Genomic DNA, 12,657 nt, shown 5'->3' on the forward strand with positions numbered 1-12,657 from the left:
AATCAATAAGAGAGGCAGTTAGACTGAAATAGCATAGCAGATCTCCTGATTATCTCTAGGTTCTTTTATATTTGGTGTTAGCCAAATTTAACTTCATGAGTACTACCCCTTGGATCGAAAACTACCCGAAAGGTATTCCATCAGAAATCTCTTCTGATCAACCCGAAAATTTGTTAGAACTCTTCAACCAAGCTTTTAAAAGCTTTGGTAGTCGGGAGGCGTTCGAGAATATGGGGAAGATTTTGACCTACCAAGAAATAAATCTTCAATCAGAGTTTTTTGCCGCTTATCTGCAAAATGAGGTAGGCGTGGAGAAAGGGGATAGAATAGCAATTCAGATGCCCAATTGCTTACAATATCCAATTGCCTTGATCGGCGCCATAAAGGCTGGATGTATCGTGGTTAACACAAATCCATTATATACTCCGCGTGAAATGGAACATCAGTTCAATGATGCTGGCGTAAAGGCCATCGTGATCATTGCCAATTTTGCTCATAGTCTTCAAGAGGTACTGGCAAAGACAAAAATTGAGCATGTGATTGTTACCGAGCTAGGCGATCTATTAGGCGGGATGAAAGGGAAGCTCGTGAATTTTGTGGTGAAACGAGTTAAGAAAATGGTGCCTGCTTATTCGTTACCAAATGCCAAAAAGTTCAATGCAGTTTTAAAAGCAGGTGCACGAATGAAATATACTAAACCAAGTGTAAGTTCATCAGATACGGCATTTTTACAATACACGGGAGGTACTACTGGAGTATCGAAAGGTGCTACGCTTTCGCATGGCAATGTAGTTTCTCATACCATGATCATTTCGCACTGGTTTACCCCACTTTTAAAGGAAGGGCAAACTGAATTAATGATTACGGCCATTCCACTCTATCATATCTTCGCGCTTAATGTGAATGGTACGTTTATGATGCATATCGGCGCTAAAAATGTATTGATTACTAATCCACGCGATATGCCGGGCTTTATTAAAGAGTTGAAAAAACACAAATTCACCCTGTTTACTGGGGTAAATACGCTATTTAATGGATTGTTGAACCAGCCAAACTTCGATGAGGTAGATTGGAGTCATTTAAAAGGAGCGATTGGTGGTGGTATGGCTGTTCAAGACTTTGTGGCTAAGAAATGGGAAGAAAAGACAAACTCGCCGTTGGTGGAGGGTTACGGTCTTTCGGAAACCTCACCTGTTGCTTCCTGTAATCCGCTAGACGGATCGCACCGTATGGGAACGATCGGCATGCCGATCCCTTCTACGACCTTATCCATTTGCGATGATAACGGGAACCATTTACCGCAAGGAGAAGTAGGGGAGATTTGTATCAAAGGCCCGCAAGTAATGAGTGGTTATTGGAACAAGGATAATGAAGGCGTCTTTTTTGAAGGGGGCTGGTTTAGAACAGGAGATATCGGGATGATGGAGCCTGACGGTTTCTTCAAAATCGTTGACCGAAAGAAAGATATGATTAACGTATCTGGATTCAATGTTTTCCCAAATGAAGTAGAGAATGTAATAGCCGATCACGCCAAAGTATTGGAAGTGGCCGTGATAGGTGTGCCCGATAAAAGATCGACAGAATGCGTGAAAGCTTTTGTGGTAAAAAGTGATGAGTCACTTACCGAAAAGGAGCTAAAGGCGTTTTGCGAAGAGGAATTAACGGGCTATAAGAAGCCAAAGCATATAGAATTTGTATTAGAATTGCCTAAATCCAACGTAGGAAAAATTCTGAGAAGGGAATTGAAAGAAATGGAGGCTGCAAAGTCCAAATAGCTCCTGACTTTAGCGAAGTAATAATGTGACTAAGTGGAGGCTGTAAATCTTGATTTCAAAAGATTGATTTCCACAGACAAAAGTGGAGTCCAAAACGTAATCTTCAATTAAAAAGTCTCCTTTAATTTCGGGAATAGCAGGAAGTAAAGCCGTTTGATCCTGAAATGGTGTTTCTTTATAACTGGGCTTATTACTAGAACCGTTTAAACTCGCCGATAACGATAATAAAAAAGCAAGCCCTAAAAAAAGGCTTGCTAGATATATTGACTGACCTTTAAAGTTCAAGTCTTTCATCGCTTTTAGCATAAACAATCTTCTTCGATGCTAATGAAAGTAGATTCTATTTCACTGATTTTATAACCTGAAAACAGTTCTTATTTGCATTCTGGTTTTTACGGTTTTTCCTCCTTGTTTTCCAGGCGTCCAATTCGGACTATCCATTAATACCCTTAGTGCCTCTTCGTCACAGCCGCCGCCGACACTCCTTACTACCTCAAAGTCTGATAGTTCTCCAGTTTCCTGTACAATAAAGGAGATGTAGACATTACCTTCTATGCCCAAATTCTTGGCTTCTTCAGGGTATTTAAGGTTCTCCCTTAGGAATTTGTTGTAGTTGGACATTCCGCCAGGAAATTCTGGACTTTCTTCCGTCATCAAGAAAACTTGGTCACTGCTAGATTTATCATCGGAGACTATTCCCGCGGCTTGAATATCACTGCCGTCGGGCTTTATATAAAGATCTTCTTCGCCACATGAAGCGAAAAGTACAATAACGAGTAATAAGCTTAGCTTTTTCATTTAGAGTTGATTGGTTAACTATTTTTTTAAATATGAAACTAATATATTAGTTATTATGCGAATAAAAAAGGGCGTCTGTTAAAACACCCTGATTATTAATGACGTAGAGCCTAGACCTTACACGTTTTCATGCCGAAGATGGCGTAAATAGGGCAGAAGCTTATCAGGCTAGTTACCGTAAAGATACCAGCTGCAACAAGCGCCACCGTACCCCACAAACCTGAAACGGTACCCGTGGCATACAAGGCAACCAAGACAGCGACAACTACCAATCTTACAATTCGATCAACAGATCCCATATTCTTTTTCATAGCAATTAATTTATGTTCTCGATTAAAAGTGAAATCCCGAAAATGATGCCTGCACATATCAGACATACTAGCAATAGTTTTGTGACTTTGCTTTTCATAAAACTAATTACCCCATTACTTTGGATTAATTATGTGACAAAAGTCACACAAGGAGAATGTTTTTATCAGGAAATGGCATTAACCTACTGATTGGTGAATAGTTCCATCAGTTCAAATTGTAGGTTGGCATAATTTAAGGGGTCCATATTTCCAGTAATGGCTAACACGGTTTGCGATGGCTTATGGATGAGGAAAAAAGTTATTCCACCGACAGATCCACCACTATGTCCATAAAAAGTCTTACCGCTCGATCTTTTAAAGGTTCTCCAACCAATACCATAATTTGTCAGTTGCCCAGATGCAGTTTTTTGTGACTCCTGCCACTCTTCTAGCGTAGATTCATTTAAATAACCACCACTCATGTGAGCTTGGCCGAACTTACAAAGGTCTTCCGTAGTTCCAACAAAACCTCCGCCAGCCCATTTATAGCTATTATCTACATAAGGTGCTTCCACCACTTCTCCATTTCTAAACTGATAGAATTTTGTGCGATGCTCAATAGTCCGATTGGCATGATCAGGAACTGTATTTTCCATTTTTAAGACATCAAAAACTTCCGTTTGCATCACATTAAGGAAGCTTTTGGCCGTAAGAAAGCCGCCTTGAGGAGCTGCGGCGTTTTCCATCGCAGCAGAGATTAAGTTCCATCCATAAGATGAATACGCATATTTAGTGCCCGGTTCGTTGATGAGCGGATCGTTGATGAAAATCACAAGACCATCACTCACCGTCGGGTAATTTCTGCGGCTATTAAATTCATTTCCTTTGTAATGTCTTATGCCTCCCAAATGACCAGCAAGGAGTCTTAGCGTAACTTTTGGCTCTTTTTTAGGCCAAATAGGTACGTATTTCTGAATGGGAGCATCAAGGTCTATTTTACCGTCATCGTATAGTCTAGCTAAGGCAGCCGCGGTCAGTGTTTTGGAAACACTGCCTATCCTAAATTTGGTTTTAGATGGATCAACAAGTGTTTTCTTTTCTAGGTCAGAAACGCCAAAGCCTTTGGAATAGACTAATTCTCCTTTTTGCGAGATAGAAATACTAAGCCCAGGGACTTGAGTTCGCTCAACGAATGCTTTGAGTTTTTCATCAGCAATTTCCGTTTTGGATTGACCCAATAAGGAGATTGGAAGACTTATCAGTATGACAAGCAGAAACCTTTTCATGGCAAACAATTTTAATGACAAAGTCAATTTACAACCATTTTGTAATTTTTGCTGTCAAAGAAATTGAACCTAAGTCTGAAGTCATGAAAAAGCCTTTTGGTATGCTATTTTTGTTCATTCTTGCGTTAATGTCTTCATGTGAAAACGAAGATGTAACCCTGTTATCGCTTGAGGAATCGAACATTGAGGGGTGTTGGACACACGCTTATGAGGAAGGTAGTGGAACTTACAGACCGTGCGACTCTCAAACTTTCGCACCAAGCCGCTTTAGACAGCTATTTAACTTTAAGCCAAAAGGTGAAGTCGACTATTTGGTATTAGCCAGTAACGATGCACACTACACTGAAGCTGGTTTTTGGACTTATGATCAAGTATCGAAAGAAATATCTATTCTGGATGATAGCGAACATATTCTCCTCAGTTTTATCATTACAGAAGCATCAGAGGATCGATTGCTGATTGAATTTACTTCGGCTAACTCGTTTATTGGCGGCTAGTATCGACAGGTCTAGTTTTCTAGACCATCTCAGCAGTTTCTTTTTCTTCACAAATTGTATCCATTCCTGCAAACGGCACCGGAACTTTCTGATAATTATAAACCTCTTCTAAAGCATTGGTATAGTTATTATCTCCCATACTCAAATCAACATCTTTCATGGTCATTTGACATGGGTGTTCATATCCGCTAGCATGGGTAATCTCAAGTATTTCCTTTCTTAATGTTTTGATGTAATTGTAAAATCTATTCGATTTTAGGGTAGGGTCAATACCAGCTTGTAGCCACTTATTTTGCGTGGCAATACCAGCTGGGCATTTATTTGTATGGCAAACTTGAGCTTGAATACAGCCTATCGCCATCATTGCCTCTCGGGCGATCTGAATCAAATCTACCCCCATGGCAAATGCCATTAAAGCATTGGAAGGGAAACCAAGTTTACCCGAACCGATGAATACTACTCTTTCTGTAAGTCCCTTTTTAGAGAAAATTTGATACACTTGGGCGAATCCAAAAACAAAAGGTAAAGAAACGTGATTGGCAAAGGCAGGCGGTGCTGCTCCTGTTCCGCCTTCTCCTCCGTCGATTGTAACGAAATCGGGGCCTTTCCCCGTTTTAATCATTTGGTCGGTCAATTCTTCCCACATGTCGAGTTTACCGACCGCTGATTTTATACCAACAGGTAATCCTGTAGCTTCTGCAATGCTTTCTATAAAGTCGATCAGTTCAGGGATTGTTGAAAATGCACTGTGATAAGCAGGCGAAATCACATCTTCATTTAATGGGATGCCACGTATTTCAGCTATTTCAGGAGTGATCTTTGAAGCAGGTAATACGCCACCTTTTCCTGGTTTAGCTCCTTGTGATAATTTCAACTCAATGGTTCTGATTTGGGGATTTTCATTGACCAAAGCAACCATTTTATCCAAAGAGAATTTTCCGTCTTCTGACCGCACACCGAAATAGGCGGTTCCAAAGTGAAACATTATGTCTGCTCCATGTTTATGGTGTTTCGATAGCGATCCCTCTCCAGTATTATGATAGCATTCGGCCTGACTTGCCCCTTTATTCAATGATTCAACGGCCTTAGCAGAAAGAGAACCGTAACTCATTGCCGAGATATTCACGATAGACTTCGGGCGATAAGGTCTTTTTCTATTGTTAAAAGCACCGATCACTTTGGCACAAGGAATTTTGTCTACGGCCGTCTTATTAATATGATTTTCACCTAAAGCAAATGGAATCATATTAGGTTTTATAAATATATGTCCAGGTGCATATTGATCTTGATCGGTACCGAAACCTTGATAATTATTTTGACGCTTAGAAGATGCGTAAATCCAAGAACGTTGACTTCTGTTAAAGGGAAGTTCTTCACGATTATTGGCAACAATATACTGGCGTAATTCGGGCCCAATTTTTTCCAACATATACCGAAGGTTGCCAACAATAGGGTAGTTGTGCCTGATTGTTTTCTTTTTCTGTAGAATATCGCGCAATGCGATCAAAACTAATACGGCGATGATCCAGCCCCACCAGGGTATAGATGTAAGGGTTTCCATAGGATTAATCAATTAGGGACTTTAGTGAACTACTCCAGAAAAATACAAATCATTCTAGAGTATTCAATATCTAATACCAGCGGTATGACTAAATGGTTGCATAGGAATCGTTGGTATACAATGAGGCCTAGCTATTGTAACGGCTGATGGACCTTTTTATATCTCTTAGATCCATAATTTGAATGCCAAGAATGGAGACGATACAATAAGCCGTGAAATAGTAAAAACCTTCGAAAATTTCAGCTGAAATGCTCTCTTCTGAAGAGGTGGCCAAATAGGCAAGTAATACCCCGACGACAAAAACATCTGCCATAGACCATTTGCCGATCGCTGCGATAAACTTATGCGTATGGGTTCTATAACGCCATTTTTTTGCCGCTAATACGACTAATAGTAAAACGGCCTTTAGAATAGGAATGATTACCGAAAATAGCAGAATCAGCGTCGCCACTAGGTTGTTCTTATTCTTGAATAAGTCGCGAATTACCTCTATCACACTTTGGGTTCTTTCAAATAACTCGAAATCTCCAATTAAAGGGATTTTAGCCGCTACTCTAATGCTAAGCATCGGTTCAGTCAACCCTGGATATAGGCAGATGAGTGATCCAACAATAAGGATAAAGGCAATGATGTTTCTAGTATTCATAAATTGCTATTCAATACGTTCATGACGCAGCGAGTGACTAAAATGTAACGTGAAAATAAAAAAAGACCACACATGGCGGTCTTTTTTAAATAGGTTTTATCGGTATGTCCCGAACGAACACCAATCTTGAAGGTCGGTGCCAATTGGTGAGCCATCAGGTGGAGATAGTGCATTTTGGATTTTCAAATCACCAGGGTTATTGAAAAACCGAACGATCATATTCGAAATGTAAAACTTATGCGCCTCTTCTGGGCCGTTGGTTGTAACCCCAGGTGACATCGCTTCAGCCACTCTTTTGAGGGCTTCTGTTACATCAAAGTTTTTCATCCCAGAAAGGTTCGCCACCATCAAGCGTAATCCTTGAGCAGCTTCGGCTCTTGCCTGTCCAGAAGCGCTATTGCTATTGTATAGGTTCATAAGCCCGTGCATCAGCTGCTTTTCAACGGCTCTTTTCAACTCTGCATGATAGCCATTTTCGGTACTCATATTATTGATCGCCTTCTGTATCTTATCGATTACATCGATTAGTCCCATTTGATTAGAATCCATCGCTTTTTGCTGTACCAAACGAGTTGCCCTTTGTGGATTAAAGATAAAGCTCATTACGGCGCTGGCAATTGTTTCTCCCGGAGCGACTGGGTCAAAATTGAGTCCAGTTCTGGCCTTGAACGTTTCTCTTGATCTACCATTTCCAGGAGGTCGTGGAGGAATCATGGCAATAATATGATCAGGGAAAGCCAAGTTATTAGGTGTAATCACATTCAATAGGGCATCTAAAGCACCTTCCTGTTCTGCTCGCGGAACCACCTTTTGCTCAGGCTGAGCATCACCACGCATTTTATAGTTATAATATGTACCGCCGAGTACTTTTACGGCCCCTTCAAGTTGATATCTGTGTATCATGTACATCGGTACCAAGACTTCCTCTAATTTGGCCATTGGTGCTCCCATTGGAATATTCTTTTCCGAGAAATTATCGAGCACTTTTGCCCTTACTTCCATTAATCGGTTAAGTTCACTAACCGGGCTTTTTCCATTATCCCAAAGATGTGCTTCAGGATGGCTACTACCGATTGGTCTGGAATCAGCATCAGTAATAAAGTAGAGTTTTCGTTCAATCTGATCGTTGATCAATTCGTCTAAAGCTTTGTCCTCATCTACTTTATCAGGGAAGTCTTGATAACCCCAAGTCACGGCGGCCTTGTCCCAATCACCAATGCCTACATCGTAAGCATTATCCAACGAAATTTCTCCGCCTTTTAATTCGATTAAGGGGTGAGGGTAGTCCATTACCGAGGCTCTGTCATTAACACTCGAAGCATAATTATGCATTAGGCCTATGGTATGTCCTACTTCGTGGGCAGAAAGCTGTCGTAATCTGGCCAAAGCCATTTTTAATAACTTGGGGTCAGGCGTAGTTCCATTTTCATATGGAGTCAATAAGCCTTGAGCAATCAAAAAGTCTTGTCTCACGCGAAGCGAGCCCAAACTTACATGTCCTTTTATTATTTCCCCTGTTCTAGGGTCGGTCACTGACGAACCATAAGACCAACCACGTGTCGATCGGTGAACCCACTGGATTACGTTATAGCGGACATCAAGTGGGTCTGCGCCTTCAGGCATTTCCTCAACTATAAAGGCGTTTCTATACCCTGCAGCCTCGAATGCCTGATTCCACCATCGTGCACCTTCGATTAATGCAGATTTAATGGGTTCGGGAGCTCCTCTATCTACATAATATCGGATCGGCTCTACGGGGTCACTCATTTTGGCATTAGGCCTTTTCTTTTCTAGTCGGTGCCTTCTGCTGAATTGTTTGACAATGTTTTCTTGGATAGGTGTGGCATAATCCATAAAACGGATAGTGCCATAACCAGACCTTGGGTCCGCCTTACGTGGTTCGTAATTAGCATCTGGCAATTCAATGAAAGAATGATGCATGCGTACCGTTACTGCGCTTGAAGTAGGGGTTACACTTCTGATAAAACCGCCTGTTGCATTTCCTGTAAAAGTGATTGTAGCTTCGAATTCAGAGTTTTTCGGGAAGTTTTTGAGCATTGGTGGGTAGATCGCTGATCTATTGCCATCCACTCGGTAACTTCCTTGTCCCCTTAACCTACCCGCCACGCCGTGGGCATCGCTTAGTAGCATTGAAGTAATGTCAATGAGAATCTTTCCATTGCTTTCTGCGCCTACTTTAAAACCTTGAAGCACCGATTCGGCAAACGCTTCTTTTACCGCTCTAATTTCATCAGGATTGTCAGAGACAGCTCTGTAGGAATAATTAGGTTGAACAAGCATAACTTTTGGGCCTACTCTTCTGAATTCAACAATTCGAGTGCTCCCCAATTGACCCCTGTCCAGACCAATATCATTCGAGCCTATACCTGCCGATAAAGAATTTACATATAGAAACTCTTTGTTTAAATCCTCTATTTCAAGCCATACTTTACCAGTTTTTTCATCCCAGTAATAGTCAAAATAGCCCTCTTTTTTGACCATGTCTTTGGTCATACTTGAGATGCTTTTTTGGGCGAAAGCAGTTGAAACTACTAAGCAAAGCACCGTGATGGTAAGCGTTTTTCTGAGCATACTTTTATTAAATTTTCATTTCTCTGAAGCCATCAATATAAGAACTCTTTGCTAAGACAGCCACTCAATTATATTTGTAAGGTCAATAAATCAAAAATCAAATTTATGTTTTTAAGAAGATCGTTTTTGCTGCTAGGTTCTATGTGTCTAGTTGCGATGGCCTTTGCGCAGAAAAAGCCATTAACTCATGATGTTTATGATGATTGGAAAAGTTTAACATCCGTAAGTCTGAGCAGCGATGGCGTTTGGGCTGGTTACCGAATCAATCCACAAGTGGGAGATGCAGTATTGGAGCTGACCAACCTAAATTCGAATAAGAAGATTACAGTTGATCGTGTGTCTAGATACAGCTTTTCTTCGGATGGAAAATTCGTGGCGGCCGTGGTAAAACCAGCCTATGACGATGTGAGGGCCATGAAGCTGAAGAAAACCGCTGCTTCTAAAATGCCAAAGGACTCTTTGTATGTCATTAATCTGAATTCGGGCGAAATGAATAAAATTGCTCGCGTTAAAAACTTTCAGTTACCGAGCGAGTCTGAAGAATGGATTGCTTGGTTGCACGAGAAGCCTTTAAAGCCAAAGAAAAAGCCAAAAAAGGAGCTTAAAGAAGAACCAAAAGAGGAAGAACCTGAGGTAAAAGGTAGAAAGAAAAAGAAACGAAATAAGAAGAAAAACAAAGAGGAGGAAGAGGCCAAGCCTGAGAAAAAGGAGCCAGAAGAGCCAAAAGATCCTCGCGCCAAATCCAAGGGAACTGAACTAGTGCTTCACAACATGAAGACTGGTGAGCAAAAAAGGTTTTCTGGCGTAATGGAATACCGCTTATCACAAGAAGGAAATAGCTTGTTTTTCGAGTACGATGAAGTGGATTCGTTGAATCCTGCTGGGATTTATGCTTTCAATACAGCGAATGGAGCAATCTCGACAATCAGTGAAGGAATGACTGATTACAAGAAGATGACCGCTGATGATTCTGGTGATCAGCTGGCGTTTTTTGCTAGTGCAAATACGAAAAAAGACGATGACAAATATTTCAGCCTAATGCACTGGAGTGCAGGACAGGCGGAGGCAGCAATCATTGCTGACACAACCACTGCAGGCATCCCAGAGAATTGGATGGTAAGCGATAACAGCAGAATTACATTCTCAGAATCAGGTAAACGTGTGTACTTCGGTACGGCGCCAAGACCATTTAAGTACGCTTATGAATCGGATACGACGTTATTGAAAGAAGATAGACCGCAAGTTGATATTTGGTCTTATAACGATCCATACATCCAACCAATGCAAAAGCTACAGGCTGGTAGAGAAAAGAATAGAACTTTTGATGCAGTTTTTAATGCCGAAACAGGAAAAGTCGTTCAGTTAGCTGGCCCTGATTTGGAATCTGTGACTATTGACAGAAGAAATGATCGAGATTTTGTCTTAGCGATGAACGATCAGCCATACAGAACTCAATTGACTTGGGATACGCAAATGCCGAGAGATTTTTATAAAGTCAGCACGGTAACGGGCGAAGCGGAATTGATTATAAAAGGAGCGAAGGGTTTTCCTTCATTGTCGCCGGGAGGTAATTACCTAACATGGCATAACATCGAAGATGGACATTGGTATATGATGACGTTAGCCTCAGGCGAGACTAGAAATTTAACAGCCGGAATGCCTGTTTCTTTCTCGAACGAGCTACACGATTCACCTTCGTTGGCAGGGAGCTATGGAGGACCAGGATGGTCTGAAAACGATGAAGAGTTCTTCTTATACGATCGGTACGATATCTGGAGATTTACGCCAAAGGGCAGTCCAGTGAATGTAACTAATGGCTATGGTAGAGCAAATAAGATTACCATGCGTTATCAGCGTTTGGATCGTGAGGAGAGAACTATCCCAACGGATAAAAAAGTGACCATTTCTGCATTCAACGAGTGGACCAAAGCCTCGGGTTATATGACCGTAAACATGGGGAGTTCGGCTAATCCAGAATTAGTCGTAATGGAAGATATGAGCATCTACGGCTTAACTAAGGCTAAAAATGCCGATCGTGTTCTTGTAAGAAAGTCTACATACGAAGAATATGGTGAGCTTTACGCCGCCAATGGTCTGGATATGAGTGGTTTGAAAAAACTGACAAACGTAGGTGCTCAAGAAGAGCCATACACTTGGGGTTCTGCTGAGCTTATTGAGTTTGATAATACTTATGACGGAGAGACTATGCAGGCTATTCTGTACAAGCCTGAAAACTTTGACCCGAATAAGAAATATCCTATGCTTGTGTATTTCTATGAAAGAAGATCAAATTCACTACACAGTCACCCAAGCCCAGCACCAAGTGCAAGTACGATTAACATTCCATATTATGTTAGTAACGACTACCTGGTTTTAGTGCCAGACATTAAATACGAAGTAGGCTACCCGGGTAGAAGTGCTATGAATCACGTAGTACCAGCTACTAAAGCGGTGATGGCCAAAGGCTTTGTAGATGAGGATAATATGGCTATTCAAGGTCAGAGTTGGGGCGGCTACCAAGTGGCATACATGGTTACTAGAACTAATATGTATAAAGCTGCCGGTGCCGGTGCACCAGTGGTGAATATGACATCAGCCTATGGTGGAGTGAGATGGGGCAGCGGTATGAGCCGAATGTTCCAATATGAAAAGACACAGACCAGATTAGGAGCTACACTTTGGGATAGACAAGATCTATACATAGAAAACTCACCACTGTTCAAGGTGCCAGACATTGAAACGCCATTATTTATCATGCATAACGATGCCGATGGTGCGGTGCCATGGTACCAAGGGATAGAGTTTTACATGTCATTGAGAAGGCTTCAAAAGCCAGCTTGGATGGTATCTTACAATGATGAGGCACATAACCTTAGACAGCGTAAAAACAGAAAGGATTTATCCATTAGAATGACGCAGTTCTTCGATCACTATTTAAAAGGAGAGCCAATGCCAGAATGGATGGCTTATGGACTGCCTGCTAAATTGAAAGGTAGAACCTTGAGATATGATCTAGTCGATGAGTCTAAGGAAAAAGTTACTGAAGGCGAAAGCCTAAAACTTGAAAAAGGAGGACAGAATAAGTAATTCCTTTTTATAAATATTCGAAAGCCAGCCTTAGTAATAAGGCTGGCTTTTTTTTGGTATGTTCAAAAAACGAGCGCTAATATTCAGTATGTCACCTAAAAGACTTTTAGCGTGCTAAGATCATG

Annotated in this window: 10 protein-coding genes; 3 read left to right on the forward strand and 7 right to left on the reverse strand. The window is 41.2% G+C overall.

The features are described 5' to 3' along the window. Positions 1–95 precede the first annotated feature (95 nt). Positions 96–1,775, forward strand: coding sequence for an AMP-binding protein (locus BFP71_RS11695; protein ID WP_069835647.1), 1,680 nt, complete (start codon positions 96–98; stop codon positions 1,773–1,775). A gap of 9 nt (positions 1,776–1,784) precedes the next feature. On the opposite strand, the gene BFP71_RS11700 is transcribed toward BFP71_RS11695, so the two are convergent. The 4 genes from BFP71_RS11700 to BFP71_RS11715 all read right to left on the reverse strand — a co-directional run bounded on the left by BFP71_RS11700 (position 1,785) and on the right by BFP71_RS11715 (position 4,149). Then, positions 1,785–2,081 (reverse strand): hypothetical protein, encoded by a 297-nt coding sequence (locus BFP71_RS11700; protein ID WP_069835648.1) that lies wholly within the window; start codon positions 2,079–2,081, stop codon positions 1,785–1,787. A 48-nt stretch (positions 2,082–2,129) separates the two neighbouring features. Next, positions 2,130–2,573, reverse strand: a complete 444-nt coding sequence (locus BFP71_RS11705; RefSeq protein ID WP_069835649.1) for an energy transducer TonB — start codon at positions 2,571–2,573, stop codon at positions 2,130–2,132. Between the two features lie 110 nt (positions 2,574–2,683). After that, the gene (locus BFP71_RS11710; RefSeq protein ID WP_069835650.1) at positions 2,684–2,884 is read right to left on the reverse strand and encodes a YgaP family membrane protein; all 201 of its coding nucleotides are present in this window, start codon (positions 2,882–2,884) and stop codon (positions 2,684–2,686) included. A 182-nt stretch (positions 2,885–3,066) separates the two neighbouring features. After that, on the reverse strand, positions 3,067–4,149 hold the full coding sequence (locus BFP71_RS11715) for a serine hydrolase domain-containing protein (RefSeq protein ID WP_069835651.1): 1,083 nt from the start codon (positions 4,147–4,149) through the stop codon (positions 3,067–3,069). Positions 4,150–4,163: 14 nt separating this feature from the next. Between BFP71_RS11715 and BFP71_RS11720 the strand changes: the two genes are divergently transcribed. Further along, entirely contained in the window at positions 4,164–4,646 is a 483-nt protein-coding gene (locus BFP71_RS11720) for a hypothetical protein (protein WP_069835652.1), read from the forward strand. Positions 4,647–4,665: 19 nt separating this feature from the next. Here the strand turns inward: BFP71_RS11720 and BFP71_RS11725 are convergent, their stop codons facing one another. The 3 genes from BFP71_RS11725 to BFP71_RS11735 form a co-directional block, all read right to left on the reverse strand. Then, on the reverse strand, positions 4,666–6,207 hold the full coding sequence (locus BFP71_RS11725) for an FMN-binding glutamate synthase family protein (RefSeq protein WP_069835653.1): 1,542 nt from the start codon (positions 6,205–6,207) through the stop codon (positions 4,666–4,668). A gap of 127 nt (positions 6,208–6,334) precedes the next feature. Beyond that, on the reverse strand, positions 6,335–6,853 hold the full coding sequence (locus BFP71_RS11730) for a paraquat-inducible protein A (RefSeq protein WP_069835654.1): 519 nt from the start codon (positions 6,851–6,853) through the stop codon (positions 6,335–6,337). Between the two features lie 96 nt (positions 6,854–6,949). Beyond that, positions 6,950–9,445: a zinc-dependent metalloprotease gene (locus tag BFP71_RS11735; RefSeq protein ID WP_069835655.1), complete on the reverse strand. Its 2,496-nt coding sequence runs from the start codon at positions 9,443–9,445 to the stop codon at positions 6,950–6,952. A 105-nt stretch (positions 9,446–9,550) separates the two neighbouring features. On the opposite strand from BFP71_RS11735, the gene BFP71_RS11740 reads away from it, so the two are divergent. Further along, a complete protein-coding gene (locus BFP71_RS11740) occupies positions 9,551–12,532 on the forward strand; it encodes a S9 family peptidase (protein ID WP_069835656.1) in 2,982 nt (993 codons plus the stop codon). The last annotated feature ends 125 nt before the right edge of the window (positions 12,533–12,657 follow it).

The sequence above is a fragment of the Roseivirga misakiensis genome, from assembly GCF_001747105.1.
Lineage (GTDB): Bacteria > Bacteroidota > Bacteroidia > Cytophagales > Cyclobacteriaceae > Roseivirga > Roseivirga misakiensis.